Origin of the sequence: Leifsonia sp. NPDC102414 (assembly GCF_044765685.1) — a bacterium.
Lineage (GTDB): Bacteria > Actinomycetota > Actinomycetes > Actinomycetales > Microbacteriaceae > Leifsonia.
In genome coordinates this window covers 186,674-212,232 of record NZ_JBIWKN010000005.1, presented here as the reverse complement: position 1 = coordinate 212,232, position 25,559 = coordinate 186,674, and the positions used below count along the sequence as shown (strand labels likewise).

General features: G+C 70.3%; 27 protein-coding genes. 21 read left to right on the top strand and 6 right to left on the bottom strand.

The window, feature by feature from the left end; all coding sequences use genetic code 11:
* The 3 genes from ACIRCZ_RS18125 to ACIRCZ_RS18115 all read left to right on the top strand — a co-directional run bounded on the left by ACIRCZ_RS18125 (window position 1) and on the right by ACIRCZ_RS18115 (window position 2,350).
* A complete protein-coding gene (locus ACIRCZ_RS18125; protein ID WP_157479965.1) occupies window positions 1–495 on the top strand; it encodes a hypothetical protein in 495 nt (164 codons plus the stop codon).
* 61 nt (window positions 496–556) lie between these two features.
* Window positions 557–1,402 carry a phosphotransferase gene (locus ACIRCZ_RS18120; RefSeq protein WP_402855579.1) on the top strand — a complete coding sequence of 282 codons (846 nt, stop codon included), beginning with the start codon at window positions 557–559 and terminating at the stop codon, window positions 1,400–1,402.
* 60 nt (window positions 1,403–1,462) lie between these two features.
* Window positions 1,463–2,350 carry a hypothetical protein gene (locus tag ACIRCZ_RS18115; protein ID WP_055889483.1) on the top strand — a complete coding sequence of 296 codons (888 nt, stop codon included), beginning with the start codon at window positions 1,463–1,465 and terminating at the stop codon, window positions 2,348–2,350.
* A 10-nt stretch (window positions 2,351–2,360) separates the two neighbouring features.
* On the opposite strand, the gene ACIRCZ_RS18110 is transcribed toward ACIRCZ_RS18115, so the two are convergent.
* Window positions 2,361–2,924 (bottom strand): CGNR zinc finger domain-containing protein, encoded by a 564-nt coding sequence (locus tag ACIRCZ_RS18110; protein ID WP_402855576.1) that lies wholly within the window; start codon window positions 2,922–2,924, stop codon window positions 2,361–2,363.
* 70 nt (window positions 2,925–2,994) lie between these two features.
* Here ACIRCZ_RS18110 and ACIRCZ_RS18105 point away from each other — a divergent pair, with 70 nt between their 5' ends.
* Complete coding sequence (locus ACIRCZ_RS18105) at window positions 2,995–4,032, top strand: DMT family transporter (protein WP_402855573.1); 1,038 nt, start codon at window positions 2,995–2,997, stop codon at window positions 4,030–4,032.
* Here the strand turns inward: ACIRCZ_RS18105 and ACIRCZ_RS18100 are convergent.
* Both ACIRCZ_RS18100 and ACIRCZ_RS18095 read right to left on the bottom strand, forming a co-directional pair.
* Entirely contained in the window at window positions 3,954–5,393 is a 1,440-nt protein-coding gene (locus tag ACIRCZ_RS18100; protein ID WP_402855570.1) for an MATE family efflux transporter, read from the bottom strand. The genes ACIRCZ_RS18105 and ACIRCZ_RS18100 overlap by 79 nt on opposite strands.
* Window positions 5,394–5,488: 95 nt before the next feature.
* Window positions 5,489–5,932 carry a MarR family winged helix-turn-helix transcriptional regulator gene (locus ACIRCZ_RS18095; protein WP_055889473.1) on the bottom strand — a complete coding sequence of 148 codons (444 nt, stop codon included), beginning with the start codon at window positions 5,930–5,932 and terminating at the stop codon, window positions 5,489–5,491.
* A gap of 79 nt (window positions 5,933–6,011) precedes the next feature.
* Here ACIRCZ_RS18095 and ACIRCZ_RS18090 point away from each other — a divergent pair, with 79 nt between their 5' ends.
* Window positions 6,012–6,752: a hypothetical protein gene (locus tag ACIRCZ_RS18090; RefSeq protein ID WP_402855566.1), complete on the top strand. Its 741-nt coding sequence runs from the start codon at window positions 6,012–6,014 to the stop codon at window positions 6,750–6,752.
* Here the strand turns inward: ACIRCZ_RS18090 and ACIRCZ_RS18085 are convergent.
* Complete coding sequence (locus ACIRCZ_RS18085) at window positions 6,697–7,467, bottom strand: CDP-alcohol phosphatidyltransferase family protein (protein WP_402855563.1); 771 nt, start codon at window positions 7,465–7,467, stop codon at window positions 6,697–6,699. The two genes, ACIRCZ_RS18090 and ACIRCZ_RS18085, sit on opposite strands and share 56 nt — an antisense overlap.
* A gap of 79 nt (window positions 7,468–7,546) precedes the next feature.
* Between ACIRCZ_RS18085 and ACIRCZ_RS18080 the strand changes: the two genes are divergently transcribed.
* From ACIRCZ_RS18080 to ACIRCZ_RS18045, 8 genes are all read left to right on the top strand, one after another.
* On the top strand, window positions 7,547–8,524 hold the full coding sequence (locus tag ACIRCZ_RS18080; RefSeq protein WP_402855560.1) for a zinc-binding alcohol dehydrogenase: 978 nt from the start codon (window positions 7,547–7,549) through the stop codon (window positions 8,522–8,524).
* Complete coding sequence (locus ACIRCZ_RS18075) at window positions 8,524–8,919, top strand: 6-pyruvoyl trahydropterin synthase family protein (RefSeq protein ID WP_402855557.1); 396 nt, start codon at window positions 8,524–8,526, stop codon at window positions 8,917–8,919. The genes ACIRCZ_RS18080 and ACIRCZ_RS18075 overlap by 1 nt, the downstream gene beginning before the upstream one ends.
* Window positions 8,916–9,983 carry a glycosyltransferase family 4 protein gene (locus ACIRCZ_RS18070; RefSeq protein WP_402855554.1) on the top strand — a complete coding sequence of 356 codons (1,068 nt, stop codon included), beginning with the start codon at window positions 8,916–8,918 and terminating at the stop codon, window positions 9,981–9,983. The genes ACIRCZ_RS18075 and ACIRCZ_RS18070 overlap by 4 nt, the downstream gene beginning before the upstream one ends.
* On the top strand, window positions 9,980–10,798 hold the full coding sequence (locus ACIRCZ_RS18065; RefSeq protein WP_402855551.1) for an SAM-dependent methyltransferase: 819 nt from the start codon (window positions 9,980–9,982) through the stop codon (window positions 10,796–10,798). Before ACIRCZ_RS18070 ends, ACIRCZ_RS18065 begins: the two co-directional genes overlap by 4 nt.
* Entirely contained in the window at window positions 10,798–11,850 is a 1,053-nt protein-coding gene (locus tag ACIRCZ_RS18060; RefSeq protein ID WP_402855548.1) for a YbhN family protein, read from the top strand. The genes ACIRCZ_RS18065 and ACIRCZ_RS18060 overlap by 1 nt, the downstream gene beginning before the upstream one ends.
* A complete protein-coding gene (locus ACIRCZ_RS18055; protein WP_402855545.1) occupies window positions 11,847–12,620 on the top strand; it encodes a RibD family protein in 774 nt (257 codons plus the stop codon). Before ACIRCZ_RS18060 ends, ACIRCZ_RS18055 begins: the two co-directional genes overlap by 4 nt.
* Window positions 12,620–14,269 carry a CDP-alcohol phosphatidyltransferase gene (locus ACIRCZ_RS18050; RefSeq protein ID WP_402855542.1) on the top strand — a complete coding sequence of 550 codons (1,650 nt, stop codon included), beginning with the start codon at window positions 12,620–12,622 and terminating at the stop codon, window positions 14,267–14,269. The genes ACIRCZ_RS18055 and ACIRCZ_RS18050 overlap by 1 nt, the downstream gene beginning before the upstream one ends.
* 81 nt (window positions 14,270–14,350) lie before the next feature.
* The gene (locus tag ACIRCZ_RS18045) at window positions 14,351–14,764 is read left to right on the top strand and encodes a hypothetical protein (protein ID WP_402855539.1); all 414 of its coding nucleotides are present in this window, start codon (window positions 14,351–14,353) and stop codon (window positions 14,762–14,764) included.
* Here ACIRCZ_RS18045 and ACIRCZ_RS18040 read toward each other — a convergent pair.
* Window positions 14,737–15,402 carry a TetR/AcrR family transcriptional regulator gene (locus ACIRCZ_RS18040; protein WP_402855536.1) on the bottom strand — a complete coding sequence of 222 codons (666 nt, stop codon included), beginning with the start codon at window positions 15,400–15,402 and terminating at the stop codon, window positions 14,737–14,739. The genes ACIRCZ_RS18045 and ACIRCZ_RS18040 overlap by 28 nt on opposite strands.
* Before the next feature lie 59 nt (window positions 15,403–15,461).
* Between ACIRCZ_RS18040 and ACIRCZ_RS18035 the strand changes: the two genes are divergently transcribed.
* From ACIRCZ_RS18035 to ACIRCZ_RS18020, 4 genes are all read left to right on the top strand, one after another.
* Window positions 15,462–16,343 (top strand): SDR family NAD(P)-dependent oxidoreductase, encoded by an 882-nt coding sequence (locus ACIRCZ_RS18035; RefSeq protein WP_402855533.1) that lies wholly within the window; start codon window positions 15,462–15,464, stop codon window positions 16,341–16,343.
* A gap of 102 nt (window positions 16,344–16,445) precedes the next feature.
* A complete protein-coding gene (locus ACIRCZ_RS18030; protein ID WP_055889443.1) occupies window positions 16,446–16,889 on the top strand; it encodes a hypothetical protein in 444 nt (147 codons plus the stop codon).
* Between the two features lie 9 nt (window positions 16,890–16,898).
* On the top strand, window positions 16,899–18,050 hold the full coding sequence (locus ACIRCZ_RS18025) for a sensor histidine kinase (protein WP_402855530.1): 1,152 nt from the start codon (window positions 16,899–16,901) through the stop codon (window positions 18,048–18,050).
* A complete protein-coding gene (locus ACIRCZ_RS18020; protein WP_055889435.1) occupies window positions 18,047–18,670 on the top strand; it encodes a response regulator transcription factor in 624 nt (207 codons plus the stop codon). The genes ACIRCZ_RS18025 and ACIRCZ_RS18020 overlap by 4 nt, the downstream gene beginning before the upstream one ends.
* A gap of 80 nt (window positions 18,671–18,750) precedes the next feature.
* Here the strand turns inward: ACIRCZ_RS18020 and ACIRCZ_RS18015 are convergent, their stop codons facing one another.
* The gene (locus ACIRCZ_RS18015) at window positions 18,751–19,662 is read right to left on the bottom strand and encodes a formylglycine-generating enzyme family protein (protein WP_402855761.1); all 912 of its coding nucleotides are present in this window, start codon (window positions 19,660–19,662) and stop codon (window positions 18,751–18,753) included.
* A gap of 386 nt (window positions 19,663–20,048) precedes the next feature.
* On the opposite strand from ACIRCZ_RS18015, the gene ACIRCZ_RS18010 reads away from it, so the two are divergent.
* The 4 genes from ACIRCZ_RS18010 to ACIRCZ_RS17995 all read left to right on the top strand — a co-directional run bounded on the left by ACIRCZ_RS18010 (window position 20,049) and on the right by ACIRCZ_RS17995 (window position 25,504).
* The gene (locus ACIRCZ_RS18010; protein WP_402855527.1) at window positions 20,049–21,437 is read left to right on the top strand and encodes an APC family permease; all 1,389 of its coding nucleotides are present in this window, start codon (window positions 20,049–20,051) and stop codon (window positions 21,435–21,437) included.
* Window positions 21,438–21,514: 77 nt separating this feature from the next.
* Window positions 21,515–23,215 (top strand): SulP family inorganic anion transporter, encoded by a 1,701-nt coding sequence (locus tag ACIRCZ_RS18005; RefSeq protein WP_402855524.1) that lies wholly within the window; start codon window positions 21,515–21,517, stop codon window positions 23,213–23,215.
* Window positions 23,216–23,230: 15 nt separating this feature from the next.
* On the top strand, window positions 23,231–23,902 hold the full coding sequence (locus ACIRCZ_RS18000; RefSeq protein WP_055889430.1) for a GAP family protein: 672 nt from the start codon (window positions 23,231–23,233) through the stop codon (window positions 23,900–23,902).
* Window positions 23,903–23,911: 9 nt separating this feature from the next.
* The gene (locus ACIRCZ_RS17995; protein ID WP_402855520.1) at window positions 23,912–25,504 is read left to right on the top strand and encodes a SulP family inorganic anion transporter; all 1,593 of its coding nucleotides are present in this window, start codon (window positions 23,912–23,914) and stop codon (window positions 25,502–25,504) included.
* The last annotated feature ends 55 nt before the right edge of the window (window positions 25,505–25,559 follow it).

Sequence of the window (25,559 nt, the reverse complement as noted above, 5' to 3'; positions counted from 1 at the left end):
ATGGCAACACTCGAGGACACCAGAGACGCTTTGCACCGCCTCATCTCCGGGGAGACCGGGCTGGAAGCGATGCTCGACGCACGACCGAGCTGGTACGGACGCCTGCTGACCGGTCTGACTCTCGCCATCGGCGACGACCAGATCGTCTACCTGGGTGCGGCGATGGAGCAGTCGGAGCTGGGGTTCACGTTCCGCGTCGGCGCATTCACGCCGGACACGATCGCGGTCGGCGAAGCACGCGGGGGCGCGGTCGGTGAGGCGTCGGTCACGACGAAACTGCAGCGCAGGGCAGACCTGGTGCGCCTCGAGATCGCCGGAGGCATCCCGGCGTTCGACCCGACCGAGTTCAGCGAATGGCCGGGAAAGTTCCGGCTGAAGGCGACATACGGGTCCGGCCTGGAGCTGACCATCCCGTCGAGCGTGGTCGACACCGACCAGAAGCGTGCGTCGCTCGACCACATCCTGGACGGGCTGCGCAACGACCTGAAGCACTGAGGGCGATCGACGCTTGCCGCCAGGTCGAGAATTCACCCGCGACAGCAGCGGCGCTCGTGGTGTGCTCGACCGACTGCGACAATCGGCCCACATCAGCGAGGAGCTCTCTCTCGGTTCCAAGCTCGTAGGGGGCAGGAACAACGACGTCTTTGAGGTTCTCGGTGCCTCCGAGCCTTTGTGCATCAAGCTGTACAGTCCGCAGCGAATCGACAACTTCTCTCGCGAGGTTGCAATGCTTGCCGCCCTGCACAACTGGATGCCCCAGAATGCTCCTCGGTTGTTGGCTGCGTCACACGCCGACGCGGGAATCCTGATGTCGAAGCTCCCCGGCATACCGCTTGTCGGGTCGGAGGTGAACGATGGAGTCGAGACCCAGATCCTCGATCTCTTCGACACCCTGTACTCGATCGATGTTCGAGGCGTTGAGCTCCCTGAGGTGCCCTGGTCGGCTCAGCGCATGTACGAACGGGTCACCGTGATGATCTCTGATTCGGTCGGGGCGGATCTCGCAGCCGAGTGGCGCAGAGCCGCCGAACGTTCGGGCATCGTCGACCTGCTTTCAACCGACGTTCGGCGCCCGTGCGTCGGGAGGGGAGATCCGGCGCTCGACAATATTCTGTGGGACGGATTCAATGCAGTTCTCGTCGATTTTGAGAATGGCGGCCGCACGGACATCTCACACGAGGTGGCCGAATTCCTCGAGCACCCCCAGCAACGATCGTTGTCTTCTGGCTTCGGAACGAGATTGGTCAGTGCGCTATTGAGCTCGGACGACGTTCCACCTTTGATCGCCTCCCGTTGGTTGCTTCGATCCTTCTGGACCGTTCGCTTGGAGGGAGCGGCTAGTGGCCCTCGCCTGCACCGGCTTGCGGATCTCGAGCCGATCCGCGGTCGGCAACGATGGTGAGCCTGGCGGCGAACATGTAGCCCCTCCAACGGTGGCCGCAGCTGTCGGCGACAATGGGGTGTGCACAATCTCGGACTCCTCTTCGACGTCGACGGCCCCATCGCCAGCCCGGTCACCAGGACCATCAACATCAGGAGCATCGTCACCGACCTCGTCGCGATGACTGCGGCCGGCGTGCCGATCGCGTTCATCACGGGCCGCTCAGGCGACTTCATCCGGCACCAGGTGGTCACGCCGCTGCGCGAGGCCGGCCTCGGCGACGCGCTGGACCAGCAGGGCGCGCGGATGTTCGGCGTGTTCGAGAAGGGCGGCGCGTGGGCGCCCATCACCGGTGACGGCATGGGCGAGGTCACCGTCGACGAGACGGTGGCGTTCGGTGCGGATGCTGTCGACGGCGTCAGGAACCTGGTGCGCGAACGCTACGCGGACACCATGTTCTTCGACGAGACGAAGCGCGCAATGATCTCCGTCGAGCAGCGCACCGACGTGGATGCGGACACCTACGCCGATGCGCAGGCCCGCTTCCAGGACGACGCATTCGAACTGCTCACGGGCCTCGGCATCGGGCTCAGCTACGGCGAGCGCACAGCACAGGATGCGCGGGGCGAGCTGCCCTTCCGCATCGACCAGACGATCATCTCCACCGACATCGAGTCGGTGCTGCTCGACAAGGACCGCGGCGCCCAGCGCGCCTTCGACTACTTCGCTGGGCTCGGCCCGCTCCCCCGCCGCTGGCGCTCGATCGGCGACTCGCGCAGCGATTACAAGATGGCCGACTACGTGCACGACGCCGGTTTCGACGTGGCCCACGTGGATGTGCGGCCGGCGGACGGCATCCTGGACCGGCCGTACGAGGTGATCACCATCGGCGACGCGATCCACGACGACGCCGGTGCGGAATTCCTGGCGCACTGGCGGCGCGAGCTGGGGCTCGGCGGCGACGCCTGAGGGCTCTTCCCTATCCCTGCGCCTGCTCCCCGTCCTGTCGCTTGCGGAAGGCGACCATGTTCATCCGGTTGCCGCAGCGCACGCTGCAGAAGCGCTTCGAGCCGTTGCGGGACAGGTCGAGCAGCAGGCCGGTGCAGTCGTCGGCGGCACAGACGCGGAGGCGGCCCGTTTCGCCGGAGCGGATGACGTCGACGAGGGCGAGCGCGACCTCCACCCGGATGCGTTCCGCGAGGGGCGCATCCTGAGCGGTGGCGTGCAGGTGCCAGTCGAAGCCGTCGTGACGCATCAGGTACGGACGCGCGTTCGCGTCGGCGAGCATGGCGTTGACCTCGACGGCTGCGTCGTCGCGGGAGAGCGACCAGGTGCGGCGGAGGCGCTCGCGGGTCTCGTGCACCTCGCCCAGTTCGGTGGCGTTCCTGTCGATGCGGCCGGAGTACTGCTGGGCGATCACGAAGTCGGCGACCTGGTCGGCCGTCGCCAGTTCGTCATCTCCGCTCCGGGATGCGGTCGGCACCGTGTTGCAGAGGGCGACGGCGAAGACCAGAGCGTCCTCGGTGTCAGGGGCAAAATGCAAGTTGACTCCTTATTCGCGACAAGACTAGCGTCAGGAGCATCATCCATCTAGACCCTGACCAGGATTCGCCATGAAGCGCAGCCGGACCTCGCTCGGACTTCTCATCGCCGTCATCTCGGCGGCCACCTTCGGCCTGTCCGGCGCGTTCGTAAAGCCGCTGCTCGAGTCGGGCTGGAGCCCGGCCGCCGCCGTCACGGTGCGCGCCCTGACCGGCGGCATCGTGCTCGCCCCCGTCGCGATCCTGCTGCTGCGCGGACGCTGGTCGGCGCTCTGGCGTGGACGCTGGCGGGTGCTCGGGATGGGGCTGGTCGGCGTGGCCGCGACGCAGCTGCTCTACTTCGCCGCCATCCAGCGCATTCCGGTCAGCACGGCGATCCTGATCGAGTACATCGCCCCGCTGCTGCTGGTCGTCCTCGCCTGGGCGCGGACCAGGCGGGCGCCGAAACTGGTGGTCATCATCGGCTCCGTGGTGGCGGTCAGCGGGCTCGTCATGGTGGTCTCGCCAGACGGCTCAGGCAGCATCGACCCGCTCGGCCTGGCGCTCGCCATCGCCGCGATGGTCGGCTGCGCCGCCTTCTATCTGATCGCCGCGCGCCCGAGCGACGGGCTTCCCCCGGTGGCCCTCGCGTCGTCAGGGCTGCTGATCGGCGGTGTCGCGCTCGGCGCGGTCGGCGCGACCGGGCTCGTGCCGTTCCAAGTGAGCTTCTCCCCTGTGCAGCTGTTCGGTCAGCAGACAGCGTCGTGGATCCCCATCCTGGTGATCGGCGTCTTCGCCACGGCCATCGCGTACGCCGCCAGCATCACGGCCACCGAGATCCTCGGCTCCCGCCTCGCATCGTTCACCGGCCTGCTCGAAGTCGTGGCCGCGACGTTCTACGCCTGGCTGCTGCTCGGCGAGAGCCTGGGGCTGCTTCAGTTCATCGGCGGCGCACTGATCCTGGTGGGGATCGGGTTCGTGCGCTCGGAGAGGACGGAGGCCGAGCAGGTGGCGGTCGCGGAGGCGCCAGCCGACCCGCTCGGCCAGGTGCCTCAGGCGGCGGCCTCCAGCGCGGCATCCGCCCGCTCGGCGCTGCCTTCGAAGAGTCCGCGGTCGATCGAGCGCCGGTAGGCCAGCCAGAGCACGATCCCGACGAGGAACACGATGCCCTCTGTCACCGTCAGCGCCCAGATGATGCCAGGCAGGCCGAACCAGAGGTTGCCGAGCAGCACGATCGGGATGAACAGCACGCCCTGTGTCACGGACATGACCGTCGCGGCCAGCGCCTTGCCCGTCGCCTGGAACAGCGACGTGATGAGGCCGGCGAAGCCGTTCGCGATCATGGCGACGAGCTGCGCCGTGAGGATGCTGACGCCGATCGCCAACACCGTCCTGTCCGGCACGAACGCCGTGAACACCTGGTCGCGGAACACGAAGACGAGCACCGAGAACAGCACCCCGACGCCGCCCACCACGATCCCGGATGCGCGCAGCGCCGAGAACAGTCGTGCCCTGTCGCCCTTGCCGTACGCATAGGCGAGCAGCGGGAGCACACCGAGCGTGACGCCCATCAGCAGGAACTCCGGCACCTGCGCGATCCGCACGGCCACGCCCATCGCCGCCAGCGGCCCGTCGCCGTACGCCGCGGCCAGGTTGTTGAGCACCAGCGACGTCACGATCAGGAACGACGCCTGCAGCAGTTCGCCGACGCCGACGCCGAAGACCGGCTTCAGCACGGACGGCGACAGCGTGAACCAGCGCGGCGCGAGGCTGACGTTCTCGCTGTTGCGCTGCAGCCAGACCACGAAGTAGATCACGACGCCGAGGTTCGACAGGCCCATCGCGAGCGCCGCGCCGGCGACGCCCCAGTGCAGCGTCAGGATGAACAGCACATCGAAGAGGAGGTTCGCGATCGTGGAGCCGATCAGCCCGATCATGACCTGACGGGATGCGCCCTCCGCCCTGACCAGTTGCTCGAGACAGAACGCCGCGGCGAGCACGGGCACGAAGGCGAGCATGACGGCGACGTACGCACTGGTCGCCGGGACCGCTGATGCATCCGCGCCGAGCAGCGTCACCAGCGGGTTGAGCAACAGCAGGCCGGCGGCGCCGAGGACGACCCCGGCGATCACCGCGCCCCAGACGGCGAACGACGAGACATGCTTGATCTCGGCCGCCTTCTCCGGCTCGCGCTCCGCCGCGCCGAGCAGCCGCGAGATGAGCGCGCCGCCGCCGACGCCGAACACGCCGCCGACCGCCATGACGAGACCCAGGATGGGCGTGCCGAACGTGACGGCGGCGAGGAGCGCGTTGTCGTGAAGCGAGCCGATGAAGCCCGCGTTGATGACGTTGTAGACGGCGCCGACGATCATCGCTGCCGCCATCGGCACACACAGGTGCACGAGAGCGCGGATGATCGGTGCGGAGGAGAGATACCAGCGGTTGGTGCCGACAGCGTCGGCGGTGGTGGTTTCGGGAGTCGTGGTGCTCATGACTGCTCCTTTCCGGGCAGGGTGGAGCGCGCGCCGACGAGACGTCGGAGCGACGGTGGGAGAAGAGGGAGATGCCGCCGGGCGGCAGGCCGGGGTTACCGGGTGGGGCGGGGCAGTACGGAGGTGATCTTGGTGAGCAGGGCGAACAGCGTCTCCCGCTCGTCCTCGTCCAGCGGGGCGAGGATGGTCTCGTCGGCGGCGGCCATGGCCTCCTCGAAACCGGCGATGAGGGCGGCGCCCTCTGCCGTGGCGTAGACGCGCTTGCTGCGCTCATTGCCGTTCTCGGTGCGGCGCTCGATGAGGCCGCGCTTCTCGAGCCCCTGCAGAAGGCTCGAGACGCTTGCCGCACTCGTGCGTGTCAGCTGCGCGATGTCTCGCTGGATGGCACCGGGGTTCTGTTCGAGAAAGCCGAGTGCGAAGGCCTGCTCGTGGGTGAGCTCGCGTGCGCGAATCCACTCGTCGCCTGCCTGACGCTGCGCCCAGCCGATCCAGCGGACCAACTGGAGGCTGCTCTCGAACATGCTGTCTGGTGCTTCCATGATCAGAACTCTAACTGTTTGAGTTCTAACTGTCAACCATCAAAGTGTTTGCGGTTCCGATCCCGAGTAGCGTCGGGCCATGACTGTCCCCACGGACGACGAGATCGTCGTCACCGATGGCCGGGTGTCCGCGACGAGCCGTCTCTACCACTGGTTCCTCGACCACCTCGCGAAGTTCCCCGGCCGGGTCACGGCCGTGACGTTCGCGGCGGGCGCGGTGGTGACCGTCGGCGTCGTCCTGATCGACGGAGACGGCGACGCCACCACGATCGTCTCCCTCGTCGCGACGCTGTGGGCGCTGTTCTTCGCGGTCATGATCTACCTGCTGACCGCTCGAGACACCGACAAGGTCCTCGACCAGATCGCCGACCTCCACGAGCAGCTCGCCACCGCGCTCGCCGCACCGGAGGAGGAGACGGCGGACGAAACGGGAGCGGAGACGAACGAAGCGCCCCCGACCCAGGAGTCACCCGAGCCGGAGCGGCCGGCCGCGCCGTCCACCCGCCCGGCCACCCCGGCGACGCGCCCCGGTCGGCCGGGCCAGGGCGCGCATCCACAGCCCAGGCTCCTCGACGGAGAGGCCGCCATCGTGGATGCGGTGCCCGGCGAACTCCTCGACGCCTGGACCACCGCCACCGGCAAAGCCCGCGACGCCCTCTCGCGCGCCTGGACCAGGGACCCCCGCTCCGGTCAGCAGTGGGTGCTGGAGACCGCCGACCACCAGCGCTGGGTCGTCTTCTCGCGGGGCGGGCGAGGCGCCGGCGTCATCCCTCTCGACGCGACCAGTCGCGCCCGCCTGCGCCGCTCACGCGAGGCTTGAACTCCGCCCGCCCGATGAGCCACAGCACATCGCGCCCGAACGACTCCAGCAACAGCAGCAGGGCCACCCCGACGAGCACCACATCCACGCCGGGCAGCAGACCGGAGACGGCGAGCGCCAGCGCGATCCCCGCCACCGCCGTCACCACCTTGCGCCAGTAGCGGTACGGAAGCTGCCTGCGCATCCACGGGACCGCCCAGCCGACCAGCACGAACAGGTAGCGCATGGCGCCGATCGCGAGCACCCAGAGGCCCATGCTCCCCGCGACGTACGCGCTGAGCACCAGGAGGAGGAACGCATCCACCTCCATGTCGAACCGGGCGCCGAGCTCGCTCGCCGACCCCGTGCGGCGGGCCACCCAGCCATCGACCGCGTCGAGCGCGAGGGCGGGGACGATCAGCGCGACGAGCAGCGGGACGGGGACGGCGGCGAAGGCCGACGCGACGACGAGGCCGGTGATCGCGCCGACCACCGACGACCGGAGCGAGGTGACGATGTTCGCCTGGCCGAACCGGGAGGCGCCGCGGCGCCGGAGTCCGGCGATGAGCAGTGCGTTCGAGACGATCAGGTAGGTCGCCGTGGCGATCCAGCCCAGCGCGGGGAGCGGCGTGATCGCGTCGGCCGCCGCGCAGGCGAGCAGCGCCAGCGCCGCGCCTGCCGCCGCCCATGCCGCTGCTGCCGCCCATCCCGCTGCTGCTCGTTGAACCCTTTTCACGTTCGCCTCGTGTCTTCCCTGTATGGCACCTGTTCGTTAACACGCCACGAGCGCACAGATGGTTCATCGAGGAGGGGACGTGGTGGAGGCAACAGCATTCTGGACCGAACGTCCCGGCTCCGGGTCGCTGCGGAGCGAGCCCGTCGGAGAGCCGGGCGACGGCGAGGTGCTCGTCCGCACGCTGCACACCGCGGTGAGCAAGGGCACGGAGTCGACGGTGTTCGGCGGCCACGTGCCGGTGAGCGAGCACGACAGGATGCGCGCCCCGTTCCAGGACGGCGACTTCCCGTGGCCGGTGAAGTACGGCTACCTGAACGTCGGCACCGTCGAGGGCGGACCGTCCGAGTTGCGGGGGCGTGTCGTGTTCACACTGTTCCCGCACCAGTCGGCGTTCGTGGTGCCGGGCGATGCCGTCGTTCCCGTGCCGGAAGGAGTGCCGCCCAGGAGGGCGGTGCTCGCCGGTGCCGTCGAGACCGCGGTGAACGTGCTGTGGGATGCGGCACCGCTGCTGGGCGACAGGATCACGGTGGTGGGCGCCGGCATGATCGGCTGCAGCGTCGCCAGGCTCGCGCACCGCATCCCCGGTGCCGAGGTGGTGCTGGTGGATGCCGACCCGTCGCGGCGCGCGGTCGCGGAACGGCTCGGCGTCGGCTTCGCCCTGCCGGAGGAGGCGCCGCGCGACCGCGACATCGTGGTCAACGCGAGCGGCTCGGAGGCTGGGCTGCGGCTCGCGCTGGAGACCGTCGTGGACGACGGCGAGGTGATCGAGGCGAGCTGGTACGGCGACCGCCCCGTCAGCATCATGCTCGGCGCGGACTTCCACGCCAGGCGCCTCACCATCCGGTCGAGCCAGGTGGGAGCGGTCGCCCTTCGGCGGCGAGACCGGCGGACCACCCGCGACCGGCTGACGCTCGCTCTCGACCTCCTGCACGACGCCGCATTCGACGCGCTGCTCACCTCCGCGTCGTCGTGGCGGGACCTCCCCCAGGTGCTCTCCGCGCTCGCCGGAGGTCGCACCGCCGACATCTGCCACACGATCGATTGGACGGACGCCTGATGCCTTACACCGTCACCGTGCGGGACCACCTGATGGTCGCGCACAGCTTCACCGGCGAGGTGTTCGGCCCCGCCCAGCGGCTGCACGGCGCCACGTTCATCGTGGACGCAACGTTCGGCGCCGACGACGTGGATGCGGACGGCATCGTGGTCGACATCGGCCTGGCGACCGCTGCGCTCGCCGAGATCACCGGCTCGCTCACCTACCGCAACCTCGACGACGAACCGGAGTTCGCCGGGACGAACACCACCACCGAGGTGCTCTGCCGGGTCATCGCCGACCGGCTCGCCGCCCGCGCAGCCGACGGCGGCCTGGGGACGAACAGCATCGCCTCCGTCTCCGTCACTCTGCATGAGTCCCACATCGCGTGGGCGAGCTATTCGAGGCCGCTGTGAGTGCGCCCGTCTTCTTCGTGGTCCCAGACATGCTCGACGATCCGGAGCGCGTGAGCGGGGGGAACGTCTACGACAAGCGGGTCCGCGACGGCCTGCTCTCGGACGGCTGGGACGTGAGCACCCTCCTGGTCCCGGAGACCGATGGCGGCCTGGCGCACGCGCTCGCGCAGCTCCCCGACGACGCCGTCGCGCTGGTCGACGGGCTGCTCGTCGGCCGCGAACCGGCGGCGATCGTGGCGCACAGCCCCCGCCTCCGGATGCTCGTGCTCGCCCACATGGTCGCGCACGAGCTCGGCGACCACGAGCGCGACGCGCTGCGGTCGGCGGTGAGCATCATCGCGACGAGCAGGTGGACCCGCGCGGAACTCATCGCGCAGGACGCGGCCGATCCGCGGAGGATCGTGGTCGCGCATCCGGGGACAGACGCCGCCGTCGCCTCTGTGCCCTCCGCGTCCGGAGCCCGGCTGCTCTGCGTCGCCGCGGTCGCGCCGCACAAGGGGCAGGACCTGCTGGTGACGGCGCTCGCCGGAGCGGCCGACATCGGCGGCTGGTCGTGCACATTCGCCGGATCGCTCGCGACGGAGCCGGAGTTCGCGGCCGCCGTGCGGGCCGCGGCGGTGGCGGGCGGGATCGCCGACCGTGTCTCCTTCCGCGGCGTGATCACCGGCCGCGCGCTCCAGGACGCGTACACACAGGCCGACCTGGCCGTCCTGCCGTCGCGCAGCGAGAGCTACGGGATGGCGGTCGCCGACGCGCTGGCGCACGGCATCCCGGTGCTGACGACAGGGGTCGGCGGCATCTCCGAGTCCATCGGGGACGGCCGTGCCGCGATGATCGTGCCGCCGGACGACCCGTGGGCGCTGGGACTCGTGCTGCGCCAGTGGTGGGCGGACGCTGCGCGGCGACGGGACCTGCGCGCGGCGGCGATGGATGCGCGCGGCTCGCAGCCGAGCTGGGCCGCCACCACGCGGGCGGTGGCGGCGGCGCTCTCGGCCGCAGCGACCATCCCGACCAGGCGTGCCCAAGCGGTACGAGCCTCGACCGGAGCGGAGGTGCGATCGTGAGCGACATCCTCGACGTCAGCAGCGACTGGCTGGCGCTGCGCGAGGCCGAGGACGCGCGGGCGCGTTCCGGAGACCTCGCGCAGGCCATCCCACCCCTGCTGGGCGTCGGCCCGTACACCGTGCACGATCTCGGCAGCGGCACCGGCTCGCTGATGCGCTGGCTGGCACCCATGCTGCCCGGCGGCCAGACCTGGGTGCTCCACGACTGGAACGCCGACCTCACCGACCGCGCCCTCGACCCGCCTCCCCCGCTCGACCGCGACGACCGGCCCGTGTCCATCCGCACCAGGGTCGGCGAACTCGACCGCCTCAGTGCGGAGGATCTGCGCGGGGCGTCCCTGGTGACGGCCTCTGCGCTGCTCGACGTGCTCACCGCAGCGGAGGCGCACGCCATCGTGGATGCGTGCATCCAGGTGGCAGCGCCGGCGTTCGTCTCGCTCAGTGTGACGGGCGAGGTCGAGCTGCGGCCGTGGGATGCGCTGGACAAGCGCGTCGGCGACGCCTTCAACGCGCACCAGCGCCGGGAGGTGCATGGCAGGAGGCTGCTCGGACGCTACGGCGGTCCGATCGTGCGCGGGCTGTTCGAGCAGGCGGGCTGGAACGTGCGGCAGGCCCGCACGAGCTGGCGGCTCGACGACCGCGAGCCGCGGCTCCTGCGCGAGTGGTTCGACGGCTGGGTGGACGCGGCGGAGGAGCAGTCCCCGGAACTCGGAGATGACCTCGCCGGATATCGGTCCCTCCGGCACGACCAGCTCGACCGCGGCGACGCTTCGGCCGTGGTCTACCATCTCGATGTGCTGGCGTGGCCGCGCTGATGGCTGACACAGTGGCGCCGACGCCGACGACCGTGCGTGGCCAGGTCGTCGGCGGCCACCGGTGGCGCGCGCCCGCCCTGGCGGTCGTGCGGTCGCGGTGGTTCGGCGTGACGGCGCGGGCGGTCGTGGGCGCGGGTGTGCTCGCCGCCATCGTCGCGCGGGTCGGCACGGGGCCGTTCCTGCACGGCGTGCAGAGCCTCGACGCGGGGACAGTGGGGGCGGCGATCGTGCTCGCGGCCATCGCGACGGCCGCGGCGGCCTGGCGCTGGACCGTGATCGCGCGCCGGCTGGGTGTCGGCCTGCCGTGGTCCAGGGCCGTCGGCATGTACTACCGGTCGCAGTTCCTCAACACCGTGCTGCCCGGCGGGGTGATCGGGGACGTGCACAGGGCCGTCGACCACGGCCGCAGCGCGGAGCGTCTGGGAACGGCGGCACGCGCCGTCGCGGTGGAGCGCTCGGTCGGTCAGGTGGTGCAGGTCGCGATCACCGTGCTCGTGATCGTCGCCGGGGGCGCGGCGTTCGGCACCGCGGGCGCCACCGCGGGCGGCGTCGACGCGGGAGCGGCGGACTTCGGTGGCGTCGTGTTCCCCGCGCTCGGCATCGGGGCAGCCGTGGTCGTGCTGGCCGCGACCATCGCGGCCGTCGCGAGCGCCAGGGTGCGGAACGTGCTGAGGCGGGAGGCGGCGCAGCTGCGCGTCGGCCTCGGGTCGCCGGCGGTCGCAGCCCAGGCGATCGGCGCATCCATCGTGGTGTGCTGCTGCCACATCGCCACGTTCGCCATCGCGACAGCAGCGGTCGGCGCCGAAGTGCCCCCTGTGCGGATGCTCGTGCTCGCGGTCGTCGTGCTGCTCGCCGCGGCCATCCCCCTCAATCTCGGTGGATGGGGTCCCCGCGAGGGCGCCGCGGGCTGGGCCTTCGCCGTCGCCGGATTCGGCACGGCGGCCGGGGTCTCCGCGGCCACCCTGTTCGGGGTGCTCGCGATCGTCTCACTGGTGCCCGGCGTGCTCGGGACCATGCTCGCCACCATCGTCCAGAGGAGGAAACGACCGTGACAGCCACCCCGTACGTCACCCTGAGCTGCGCCGTCTCGCTCGACGGCTACCTCGACACAGCGCGCCCGCCCAGGCTGGCCCTCTCCAACGCAGAGGACTTCGACAGGGTCGACCAGGTGCGGGCGGACAGCGACGCGATCCTGGTCGGCGCACGCACGATCCGCCTCGACAACCCCCGGCTGCTCGTCCGCAGTGCGGCGCGCCAGGGGCGTCGCACGCAGTCGGGGCTCGGGCGTTCGCCGTGGAAGGTGACCGTCACGGCCTCCGGCGACCTCGACCCGCGCTCTGCCTTCTTCACCGAGGGCGACACAACCAAGCTGGTCTACTGCCCGCGCGGGGAGGAACGGCGCATCCGGAGACGGCTGGGCGCTGCGGCACGCGTCATCGCCCTGGGCGACGAGGTGCGGATGGCCGACGTGCTCTGCGACCTGGGCGACCGCGGCGCGCGGCGGCTCATGGTCGAGGGCGGAGGGACGACGCTCACACAGTTCCTCGCTGGCGACCTGGCCGACGAGCTGCAGCTCGCGATCGCGCCCATCTTCGTCGGCGACAGGCGCGCGCCCCGGTTCGTCGGCGACGCCCTGTTCCCGTGGACGGGCGAGCACAGGGCCACCCTGGCGGAGACCCGCACCATCGGGGATGTGGTGCTGCTGCGGTACGCGCTGTCCAGCCGGTTCGAGGAGGTGGCGACCGCGCGGACGACTGGTCAGGCGACGGTGCAGACCGGGCGTGCGGCCGAGGTCGTGCCGTCGGTTCCGGGGAGGCGATGATGCCCGACCGCCAGCACCCCCGCCGGCACCCCGGCCAGCGCCGTCGCGCCGCGGCGACGATCAGAACGGTCCTCGCCGCCGTCACCGTGTTCGTGGCGTCCCTCGCTCCAGGGCTGATCGCATCCTGGTCGCCGCTCGCCCTGCTGCGCATCCCGCTCGACGCCGTCGTCGCGCTCGTCGTCCTCGTCCTCCTCCCCTGGCGCCCTGCCCGCCGGATCGTCGCCGTGCTCGCCGCGACGCTCATCGTGCTCTCGATCGTCGGCACCGCCCTCGACCGCACGTTCACCGCCACGGTCGGCCGCACGTTCGACGTGGTGACCGGCTGGCCGGAACTGTCCGACGGCTACGGCGTGGTGAGCGACTCGACCGGTCCCGTCCTCGCCGTGCTCCTGGTGGTGCTGCTCGCCACCGCCGCCATCGGAGCGACCGTCGCGGTCACGGCGTCGCTGCTGCACCTGGCCGCCGTCCTCGGGCGGCGCCGGGCGCCCAGCCTGATCGGCGCCTCCGCGGTCACGGCGGGTTGGCTCGCCCTCGCCCTTGTCGGCGCGCAGCTCGTGCCCGGCCAGCCGGTCGCCGCGGCCGACGCGCTCTCCGAGACGGTGGCCAAGGTCGACCAGGCCGCCGCCGCGGAGCGCGACCAGGCCGCGTTCGACCGGGCGGGCGCGACGGACCCGTATGCGCAACTCCCCGCATCCGATCTGCTCACCGGGCTGAAAGGGAAGGACGTCATCATCGCGTTCGTGGAGAGCTACGGACAGGTCGCCGTGCAGGGCACGCCGTTCTCCTCGGGGGTGGATGCGGTGCTCCGCGACGGCGACGCCCAGCTCGCCGCCCACGGGTACTCCGAACGAAGCGCCTTTCTCACCTCATCGACGTTCGGCGGCATCAGCTGGCTCGCGCATGCAACCCTGCAGACCGGGCTCTGGGTCGACTCGCAGCAGAAGTACGACCAGGTCACCGCAGGTCACCGGCTCACCCTCAGCGACGCCTTCCGCCGCGCTGGCTGGCGCACCATCAGCGACGTCCCCTCCGACACCAAGCCGTGGCCGGTCGGCAGCTCGTTCTACCACTACGGCACGCAGCTCAACGCGACCAACGTGGGATACCAGGGACCGAAGTTCAGCTATGCCAGGGTGCCGGATCAGTACACGCTCTCCTACTTCCAGCGACACGAGCTCGCCCGTCCCCACGCCCCGCTGATGGCCGAGATCGACTTCGTCTCGTCGCACACCCCGTGGACGCCGCTCCCGCATCCCGTGCCGTGGGACGCCATCGGCGACGGCTCGATCTACGATTCCCAGCCGGCGCAGGGCCTTCCGCCCAGCACGGTCTGGCAGAGCCGGCAGCACGTCCAGGAGCTCTACGGCCAGTCGATCCAGTACACGATGGGCTCGCTGTTCTCGTTCCTCACGACGTTCGACGACCCGAACCTCGTGATGGTCGTCCTCGGCGACCACCAGCCGGCGAGCGTCGTCAGCGGTGCAGGCGCTGACCACGACGTGCCGGTGAGCATCATCGCCAAAGACCCAGCCGTGACGCAGCGCATCGCGTCGTGGGGCTGGCAGCCGACGATGCTCCCGTCGCCGACGGCGCCGGTGTGGCGGATGGATGCGTTCCGCAACCGGTTCTTCTCGGCGTACGGAGGGTGACCTCGTGAACCTTCCACGCATCCCCTTCGTGTTCTCCCTGTGGTCCCCATCCACCAGCACTCACCGGAAGCAGGTACACCCATGAACGACAGCGGAACGGCCCTCAGGGTCCTGCGCATCATCAGCGCGATCGTGCTCCTCGTGATCGCCGCCATCCACATCTTCCTGATCTTCGACGGCGTCGGCGGTCTGCTCGGCGTTCTCTTCGTGCTGAACGGCATCGCCGGCATCGTCCTGGCACTCGGGATGCTCTTCCTCCGCGGCAGACTTCTCACCCTCGCGACGGTGCTCAGCCTGCTCTTCGTGATCGCGAGCCTCGCCGCTCTGCTCCTCGCGCTGACCGTCGGGCTGTTCGGCATCACAGAGTCGTGGGACTTCACGCTGGTGCCGGAGACGGTGATCGTGGAGGCGATCGGGGTGGTGGTGCTCGCTGCGACGACGGTGAGCGCGCTTCGCGGTACGCGCGGCTACTCCGCGACCGCCCCGACGAGGTAAGCGGCCAGGATGCGCCGGAGCCGCGGCTCCAGGTCCACCAGAGCGTGCCCGAGCCGAGGGTCGGTGCGGTAGAGCTCGGCGATCTCCGGAGGTGGGGTGGAGATCTGCCAGAACGTGCCGGCGAGGGAGGTGGCGGTGGCGACAAGGTCGACGGCTGCGGCCGGGCTCAGGCCGGGGATCGTCTCCCTGACGGCTGCGACGATCAGCGCGAGCGACTCCCCGGTCGTCAGCTTGAAGGCGCGGACGGCCTCGACGGACACGTTGCGCTCGAGGTTCATGGGCGCCTGGGCGAGCAGGTCGCAGAACGCGCCTCGTTCGGCGAGCGACGACGCGAAGGCGGCGGCGACGGCGGAGGTTCCGCTCGCCGCGCGCACCCTGGCGCACACGACAGGCGTCCACTCGCGCCACCCGTCAGCGGTCAGGCGCAGGAAGATCTCTTCCCTGGTCTCGAAGTAGCGCAGCATGGCCGACTTGTGCATCCCGACCGCGTCGGCGATGTCGGTGAGAGTGACCTCTCGGATGCCGCGCTCGGCTGCGAGGGCTCGCGCCGCATCCAGGATCGCCTGTTCCCGCGCGGCCTTCGCCTCGGGGGATCTGGCGCGCCGGAACGTGCCCGCTGCTGGTTCGGTGGTGGTCACGCCGAGAGTTTACCGCAACCGAGTTGCATTAGTTAAAGAAACGATGTTTCATTAACTCCATGACACAGAACCCCACGACCCAGACCTGGTTCATCACCGGCTCCTCCCGCGGCTTCGGCCGCGCCCTCGCCGTCGCCGCCCTCGAGGCCGGCGACCGCGTGGCGGCGACGGCCCGCCGCCCGGAGCAGCTCGACGACCTCGTCGCCACCTACGGCGACCGCATCCTCCCCCTGCGGCTCGACGTCACCGACGCCGCCCAGGCCCGGGATGCGCTCGACACCGCCAGAGAGCGTTTCGGCTCTGTCGACGTCATCGTCAACAACGCCGGCTACGCGAACGTCTCCCCGATCGAGACGACGGACGACGCCGACTTCCGCACCCAGTTCGAGACGAACTTCTGGGGCGTCTACAACGTCTCCAAGGCGGCCATCCCCGTCCTGCGGGCGCAGGGCGGAGGACTGGTCATCCAGTTCTCGTCGGTCGGCGGCCGCGTCGGAGGCTCCCCCGGAATCGCCTCATACCAGGCGGCGAAGTTCGCGATCGACGGCTTCAGCCGCGTGCTCCGCGTCGAGACGGCCCCCTTCGGCGTGAAGGTGCTCGTGGTCGAGCCGAGCGGGTTCGCCACGGACTGGGCGGGCTCGTCGATGGAGGTCCGCGACGTGCCGGAACACTACGAGAGCACGGTCGGCGCGATGAACAAGCGGATGCGGCAGACCACCTCCGGTCCGGCAGGCGACCCTGTGCGCGCCGCCGATATCCTGGTGACCGTCGCCAAGCGCGCGAACATCCCAGACCACCTCCCCCTCGGCGTCACCGCGACCGAGATGAGCGTCGCCCACGACCGCCGCCTGCTCTCCGACGACCTCGCCTGGTCGGCGGTGAGCAGGTCGGCGGACTTCGGGGAGCCGTACCCGGCGGAGTTCCCGGTGGATGCGGTGTGATGGGCGGTACGTCCGCCGCTGCCGGGCAGCATCCACTGATCGGCGGCCAGGTCCAGCCGACCGGTTGATCCGGCGGGCGCTCCCGCTCGCGACGCTGGAGGCATGACAAACGCAAACACCGCCCCACGGTCCGCCGTCCGTCCCGAGACCGCAGCGGCCCGCCGCGCGGCCTTCCGTCCCGTTCTCGTGCTCCTGGCCGCATTCACCGCGGTCAGTCTCGCGATGATCGCCGTGCTCATCGCGCAGAGCGTGATGGGGATCGCCGTCGACACCGCCGTCTGGATCCGCTGCTCGCTGGTGTTCGCCAGCGGGGTCGTCATGCTGCTGATCGCGCGCAGCGCGTCGCGGGGGTCGCGTGCAGCCTGGGTGCGCATCCGGATCATCAGCCCGATCGTGCTTGTCGCCGTGATCGTCATCGTGTCGATCCCCGGTTTCCTGCCGGACTGGGTGCGGATCGAGCAGGCGCTGTGCGGTCTCCTCGTGCTGCCGGCGGCCATTCTGCTCAATCGGCCGCGCATGGGGCGGCACTTCCCGCAGAGCGCGTAGGGTCGGCCTATGATCGACCCGCGCTGGCGGACCGTGCTCGCGGTCGCCCCGTATCTGGTGCTCGGGATGCTCGTCGCCTTCGCACTCGGGATGCAGTGGTCCGACCCCCGGCACCTGATCCCGGAGCTCGTGCTCTGCGCCGGGTACGCAGTGCTGGTGCTGGTGCTGCGCGACCTGCCGACGCCCTGGCGCGGACGCTCGGCGGCGATCTCGGTACTGATGCCGTGCCTCATCCTGATCAACCTGGCGCTCGTGCTCTACCAGGGCTGGTTCGCGTTCCTGACGATCTCGACCTTCTCGATCGCGTACTCCCTCGTCCCGTGGCCGTGGGAGCTCGTCGCCGTCGGCGCCACCGCTGTCGTCGCCGGGCTGGCGCAGGCATCCGGTTTCAGCGACAACGCGGCCGGCACGATCGGCAGGCTGCTCGTGGTGGCGCTCAACATCGTGGCGATGTGCGGGCTCTCCTGGGGGCTGAGGCTGTCGCAGAAACAGCTCGAAGTGACGGCCACCGAGGCGGAGCGGGCCAGGCTCGCGCGGGAGATCCACGACACCCTCGCGCAAGGGTTCGCCGGGATCGTCACCCAGCTGCAGGCGGCGGAGCACGCCGCGGACGACACGGCACGCGACCGCCACACCGACGCCGCCCTCTCGCTCGCCCGCGATGGCCTCGCCGAAGCGCGGCGCTCCGTCCAGGCGCTGCGGCCGGCCGCCCTGGACACGGCGGGACTGCCGGAGGCGATCCGCGAGACGGCACGACGCTGGTCGCGGCGCACGGGCATCCCGGTCGACGTCCGCACCACTGGTGCCGCCCGCCCGCTGGCAGTGGATGCGGAGGTCGCTCTGCTGCGCACCGCGCAGGAGGCCCTCGCCAACGTCGAACGCCACGCGGATGCGCACAGTGTCGCGCTCACCCTCGCGCACGACCAGCGCGGGGTGCGGCTGGAGGTGCGGGACGACGGTCGCGGGTTCGACGCGGAACCGCGGCTCGGCGGGGCCGCGGGCGCGGACGCGGCGGCCGCGGACGCCCCGCCCACCGCCGACCAAGGCGGCGGCTATGGGCTCATCGCCATGCGCGAGCGCATCACCGCCCTCGCGGGCGAACTGATCGTCGACTCCCACCCCGGCCGCGGCACCTCCATCCGGGCGGAGGTGCCGCGATGACCCCCGTGCGCCTCCTCGTGGCCGATGACCATCCCGTGGTGAGGGACGGGATCGTCGGCATGGTCTCCTCCGACCAGGACATCGAGGTGGTCGGCGAGGCGTCGGACGGCGCAGAGGCCGTCCGTCTCGCCCGCGCGCTGCAGCCGGACGTCGTGCTGATGGACCTCCGCATGCCGGGCACGGACGGGGTCAGCGCGATCCGCGAGCTCCTGCGCCTCGGCGTGCCGTGCCGGATCGTCGTGTTGACCACCTACGACTCCGATGCGGACGTCCTGCCGGCGATCGAGGCGGGCGCGACCGGCTACCTGCTCAAAGACGTGCCGCGCGACGAGCTGGTCAGAGCCGTCCACGCCGCCGCGAAGGGGCACTCAGCACTTGCGCCGTCCGTCGCATCCCGGCTGGTCGACCGCGTGCGCACCCCGGAGGCGAGCCTGCTCACCCCGCGCGAGCTGCAGGTGCTCGCCCTGGTCGCCGATGGCGCGACCAACCGCGAGGCCGGAACGCGGATGCACGTGAGCGAGGCGACCGTGAAGACCCACCTGCTCAGCGTCTACGCCAAGCTCGGCGTGGGCGACAGGGCGGCCGCCGTGGCGGAGGGTTTCAGGCGAGGGCTACTTTGAGGCATGGTACCAAATGGCACAACACCTGGTAGTTTCCATGTTCGCGACAGGAACCTTCTGCGCCACACCACCCCGCTGCCCTAAGCGTCCGCAGCGCACCGGAATCCGATGTGCGTCGTCGCCGAGTCCTCCGACTCCGGCGAGCGAGCGGCGGGCCGGTAGCGGAGGCAGTAGTCGGGCGAGCACAGGTGGGAGCCGCCCTTCAGCACGCGGCGCGGGGTGGCCGAGCCCGGCTCCGCGCCTGCCGGGCCGAGGAGACTGGGGCGGGCGCCCGCATCCACTGCCGCAGCCGCCGCGTCCGGGGGCAGGTGGCGGGGCGTGTAGTAGTCGGTCGTCCACTCCCAGACGTTGCCGGTCGTGTCGAAGAGGCCGTAGCCGTTCGCGGGGAAGGTCATCACCGGCGATGTGCCGACAAAACCCGATGCTCCCGTGTTGTTGTACGGGAAGCTGCCCTGCCAGCGGTTGACCATGAGCGCGCCGTCCGGCCGTTCGTCGTCGCCCCAGCCGAAGCGCGCGCCGTCGAGGCCGCCGCGGGCCGCGTACTCGAACTCGGCCTCGGTCGGCAGGCGGCGGCCCGCCCATGCCGCGTACGCTGAGGCGTCCTCGAAGCTCACCTGCACAACCGGATGCGCTGGACGAGAGACGACCGCGTCGAACGCTTCCCTGCCGAACGGGAAACGCCAGTACGCCCCTGCGCCCCAGCGCCACCACTGCCGCCAGTCGCGCAGGTCGACGGGACCGGCGGTCGGCGTGAACACCATCCCGCCCGGCACGAGATCGGCCGGGTCGGCTCCAGGAAAATCGGCAGGGTCCAGCGGGCGCTCTGCCACGGTGACGTAACCGGTGTCGTCGACGAACGCGGCGAACTGCTCGTTCGTCACCGGATGCGCGTCGATCAGGAATGCATCGACCGTGCGTTCGTGCACCGGCTGCTCGTCCGGATAGAACTCGGCGGAGCCCATCCGGAACGAACCGGCAGGGATCGGCACCATCGTGGTCGGATGCGCGCCCACCGTCGGGTGCGAGCTCACCGTCGAGTCTGGCATCCGGTGGGCTCCGTCCTTCTCAGTCGCGTGCCATCGCAGCCGCGTCGTGCGACTCGACGTCGATGGATGCGTCGTCCGCGATCTCGAAGACGACTTTCGTGATGGTACCGCCCTCGAACTCGAACCGGGAGCCTCCGGCAGGGAGCGGTCGCGGAGCTCCCCGGCTTCCGCGCCCCGTATTGTCACGGACGGTTTCGACACTCGATACCGCTGATAACCACGCTTTCAGCACCCGATTTCGTTGTTATGCGACGTAATCCGCACCTCTCGATTCGGATTTCGTCGCGGAACGGCTTACGATGACACGGCTTGTCTGCAGCAAAGGAGCTCGCGTGTCATCCACCCCCGCACCCACCGCGTTGCGACGATCCCTCGGCCTGTGGGCGATCGTCGGTCTCGGCCTCGGCTACATGACTCCGATGACGGTGTTCGACACCTTCGGCATCGTGACCGGCGAGACGAACGGCGTCGTCCCGTCCGCCTACCTGTTCGCGCTCGTGGCGATGGTGTTCACCGCCGTGAGCTACGGCCGCATGACCAGGGTGTTCCCGTCTGCGGGGTCCGCGTACACATACGCGTCGGAGACCATCCACCCGAACGTCGGCTTCCTGGTTGGCTGGTCGTCGCTGCTCGACTACCTGCTGCTGCCGCTCGTGAACGCGTTGATCGTGCGGCTCTACCTTGAGTCGTTCTTCCCGCAGGTGCCCGGCTGGATCTGGGTGGTCGGCTACGTCGCCGCCATCACGGCGATGAACCTGTTCAGCATGTCGTCCACCTCGCGGGTCAACGGCATCCTGGTGGTCTTCCAGATCGTCTTGATCGGCGTGTTCGTCGCACTGACCTGGACTGCGCTGAGCTCGGGCGCCGGCAACGGGACCGCGTTCAGCCTGACGCCGCTGTTCCACTCCGGCGTGCACTTGGCCGCGGTGATCGGCGGTGCGACGGTCGTCTGCTTCTCGTTCATCGGTTTCGACGCGATCACCATGTACACCGAGGAGGCCAAGGACAGCCGCACGGTGCCGAAGGCGATCGTGCTCGCGCTGATGATCGGCGGCGCGATCTTCTTCACGGCGGCCTGGTTCGCCCAGTCGCGCTTCCCCACCCTCGCGGGCTTCAGCTTCACCGACGACACGCTCCCCGAGATCGCACTGAAGACCGGCGGCCTGCTCTTCCAGATCCTGTTCATCTCGGCCGCGGTCGCCGCAGCGGTCGCCTCCAGCCTGGCGTCGCACGCGAGCGTGTCGCGCATGATCTACGTGATGGCCAGGAACGGCAACGGACGTCTCTCGCGGGGTCTGTCGTACATCCACCCGCAGTTCCGCACGCCGGCCACCGCCGTGCTGCTGGTCGGCGCAGTGTCGCTCCTCGCGGCGGCGTTCACGCTGGAGTTCGTGTCGTCGATGATCAACTTCGGCGCACTGATCGCCTTCACAGTGGTGAACGCGACCGTCATCATCCACTTCGCGATCCGGCGTGGAGAGCGGCACGGCGCCAAGCAGATCCTGCGCAACATCGTGCTGCCCGCGATCGGGATGGTGCTCACCGGAGTGCTCTGGGCCAACCTCCACGTGGATGCGCTGACGTACGGCCTCATCTGGCTGACGGTCGGGGTCATCACCCTGCTGGTCCTCACCCGCGCCTTCCGGAGACGCCTCGGCGTGAAGCTCGAAGAGGACGGGGAGGCGGCGATCATCACCCGCGAGGGAGCACCGCAGCCCTAGCCGCGATCCCGACGCGCCGCGCGAGGCACCCCTAGACGCGGAATGCCGGCGATGGTTAGCCTTCGAGCACACTCGCCGTGTTGCGTGCATTGGAGGGGATCGACATTTCGACACGACCACTCGCCGGGCTCACTGGACGCAACACCGTGCGTGAGCTCGTCTCGGGCGTCACCCTGCTGGCCATCGCCGTCCCGCTGAACATCGGGTACGCGCAGATCGCGGGGCTGCCGGCCACCGCAGGGTTGTATGCGCTCGTGCTCCCCGGCATCGTGTGGGCGCTGCTCGTGTCGTCCCGGCAGCTCGTCGCGTCTCCGGATGCCGCCGCCGCCGCGCTCGTCGCATCCTCGATCGGCGGCCTCGCCGTCGCAGGCAGCGCCGACTACATCACGCTCGCGCTCGCCCAGGCTCTCATCTGCGGCGTCCTGTTCCTGCTGTGCTCGTTCTTCAAGCTCGGCTTCCTCGCCGACTTCCTGTCGAAGCCGATCCTCGTCGGATTCGTCGGCGGCCTCGCGCTCGACATCCTGGTGTCGCAGGTGGCGAAGATGCTCGGGGTCAAGATCGACTCCGGTGGTGAGTTCGTCGACAAGCTGGTCGGCCTGTTCACCGGGCTCGGGCACCTCAACCCGTGGTCGCTGCTCATCTCGCTCGGCGCGCTGGTCATCCTGCTGGTCGGCCGGGTGCTGGCGCGGGCGGTGCCGTGGGCGCTGGTGGTGCTGGTGGTCGCGACCATCGTCGTCGTGCTCAGCGGCGCGGAGAAGGCGGGCGTCTCCGTGCTCGGTCCCGTCGACGCCGGACCGCCGAAGCTGACCTGGCCGGTGATCGACTGGTCGATGTGGCTGGCCCTCATCCCGTCCGCCATCGCGCTGACGGTCGTGACCATGGGCGAGGGCCTGCTGGTCTCCCGGTCGTACGGCGAGAAGCGCGGATACCCGACGAAACCGGACAGGGACCTGTTCGCGTTCGGCGCGGCCAACATCGCCGCGGGCGTGGCGGGCGGCTTCACCGTCGGGTCGTCCACCTCACGCACGGCCGCGATGGACCAGGCAGGATCGCGCACGCAGCTTCCGACCATCGTCACCGCGGTCGGCACCCTCGCCCTGCTGCTCTTCGGCACGGCCCTGCTGGAGCACATCCCGTCGCCCGCCATCGGCGCGATCGTCGCGGTCGCCGTCGTTCCGCTGCTCGGGATCGCCGACTTCGCGAAGCTGTGGCGGCAGGACAGGTTCGAGTTCGCCATCGGCGCCGTCTGCTTCCTGGTGACGTTGTTCGTCGGGTCCATCGCCGGCATCGTCGTCGCCTTCGTGCTCGCGGTGATCAACGTCACCCGCCGTGCGGCAGCCCCGGCCATCGACACGCTCGCCGCCGACGGCGACCCGCAGAGCTCCCTGCTCGACGCCGCGGAGCCCGGCACGGCGACAGCACCTGGCGTCGTCGTGGTCCGGCTGGCGGCACCGCTGTTCTTCGCCAACGCCGAGACCTTCGGAAAGGCGGTGCGGCGCGCGGTGGACTCGGTCGAGGGCGTCGAGCACGTCGTCCTCGACATGGAGGCGGTAACGGATGTGGACGTGACAGGCGCCGAGGCGTTCACCGGCCTGCACGCGTGGCTGACATCGCGCCACCTCGATCTCGGCCTCACCAGGCTCCGCCCAGGGCTCGCCGACCGGATGCGGCACCTCGGCCTGCTCGACGGCGTCACCGTCTACGACACGAACAGGGATGCCCTCGCCACGCTCCCGCCGCCCCGCGGGCACGGAGACGCCAGCCATGCAGACGCCTGACAGAAGGAGACGACCATGACCCAGGTGATCGGAGCCATCCTCCCGATGGCGATCGGAATCGCGATCAGCCCCATCCCGATCATCGCGGCCATCCTGATGCTGCTCTCGCCCAGGGCGAAGAGCACGGGCGTGGGCTTCCTGCTCGGCTGGATCGTCGGCATCCTGGTCGCCGTGACCGTGTTCGTCCTGCTCTCCGCCGTGCTGCCGGAGAAGGACCCGGACGCGTCGCAGCCGATCGTCGGCGTCATCCAGCTCATCCTCGGCGTGCTGCTGCTCCTGCTCGCCGTCCGTCAGTGGCGGTCGCGGCCGAAGCACGGCGAAGAGCCGGCCCTGCCCAAGTGGATGAGCGCCATCGACTCGATGAACACCGGCCGCGGGTTCGCGCTGGGCTTCATCCTGGCGGCCGTGAACCCGAAGAACCTGCTGCTGGCCGTCAGCGCCGGAGTCAGCATCGGCTCCGCCACCCTGTCCGTCGGCTTCACCATCCTCGCCATCGCGATCTTCACCGTGATCGCCGCCGTCTCCGTCGGCGCCCCGGTGATCGCCTACCTCGTCGCCTCCGACCGGATGCGCGGGCCCCTCGACGCCCTGCGCGGCTGGCTGGTGCACAACAACGCCACCGTCATGGCCGTTCTGCTGCTCGTCATCGGCGTCTCGGTGGTCGGCAAGGGCATCGGAAGCTTCTAGGCGCATCCCGTGACGACCACCCCGACGGGCAGATCGCGGCTCTGGCTGCTGCCGACGCTCTCCGGTTACCAGCGGTCGTGGATCGGCCGCGACGTGCTCGCCGGGATCTCGGCCGGGGCGGTCGTCGTGCCGCAGGCGATGGCGTACGCGACCATCGCGAACCTGCCGGTGCAGGCGGGCCTCTACACCTGCATCGTGCCGATGATCGTGTACGCGCTGCTCGGCGGCTCGCGCGCGATGAGCGTCTCGACCACCTCCACGATCGCCACGCTCACCGCGACCACCCTCGTGTCGGCCGGAGTTGTCTCCGGCTCGGACGACATCCCGCGCGACCTGGTCACGCTGACCCTGCTCGTCGGCGCGATCCTCGGGGTCGCCAGGCTGCTGCGGCTCGGATCGCTGGTGGAGATCATCAACAAGCCGACCCTGCTCGGTATCCAGGTGGGCGTGGGCGCGACCGTCGCGCTCGGCCAGCTTCCGAAACTGCTCGGCGTCTCCGAGACGACGACGGGCAGCGGGTTCATCCGCTCGTTCGTCGCCGTGGTCGAGGCGGTGCCGCAGGCCAACCTCGCCACCGTGCTGCTGTCCGTCGGCTCCGTCGCGACGCTGTTCATCGTCAAGCGCTTCGCCCCGCGCATCCCCGGCCCGCTGATCGTCGTGGTCGCCGGGATCCTGCTCAGCGCGTTCGCCGGGCTTCCGGACGCGGGCGTGGACCGTATCGCCCCCGTCACGCAGGGCGTCCCGCTCCCTGCGCTGCCGTCGTTCCAGCACATCCTCGCCCTCATCCCCGGCGCGTTCGCCATCGCCGTGATGGCGTTCCTCGAGACCACGGCCGTCGCCAGAGGCATCCGCGACGCGGGCGACAGGGCGATCGACAACAACCAGGAGCTCCTGGCCGACGCGGCAGCCAACCTGGTCGGCGGCTTCTTCCAGACCCTGCCGGCAGCCGGCGGCTTCTCGCAGAGCGCGGTCAACCGGGCAGCTGGGGCACGCTCGCAGATCAGCGGCCTGGTGACGGCGGCGCTCGCGCTCCTGGTCGGGCTGTGGCTCGGCCCTGTCGTGAGTCTCCTCCCGCAGGCGACGCTCGCCTCGCTGGTGTTCGTCGCGGTGTTCGGCCTGATCGACGTGCGCAGCCTCGGCTTGCTGTGGCGGATCAGCCGCCGCGACTTCGCCGTCGCCATCGTGACGATGACGGTCGGGCTGGTCGCGGGGCTGCTGCAAGCCGTGGTGGTCGGTGTGGTGCTGACCCTGATCCTGCTGCTGTCCGCGCTGAACAAGCCGCGCATCCGGGTGGTGTCGCCGACGGAGGAACAGCTCGACGTGACGCTGCTCGCCCCGCTGTACACCGGGAGCACGCTGGGCACGGAGCAGGCGATCCTGCAGGCGGTGGATGCCGCCCCTGGCGCGCGCCGCGTGACGCTCGACTGCTCGGTGCTGCGGGAGATCTCGGTGACCGTCATCGACGGCCTCCGCGACCTCGACCGCGAACTCGCCGGCCGCGGCATCGCGCTCACGCTCACCGGCTTCGCGCCCGCGGTCCTCGCCGTCCTCGAACGCACGGACTGGTTCCAGACCCTGCGCGAAACCGGCCGCGCCGCCTGATCGGCGCTGCCACGAGATGCCGTGATGTACGGCGTGACCCGGGGAGAACTGTGGA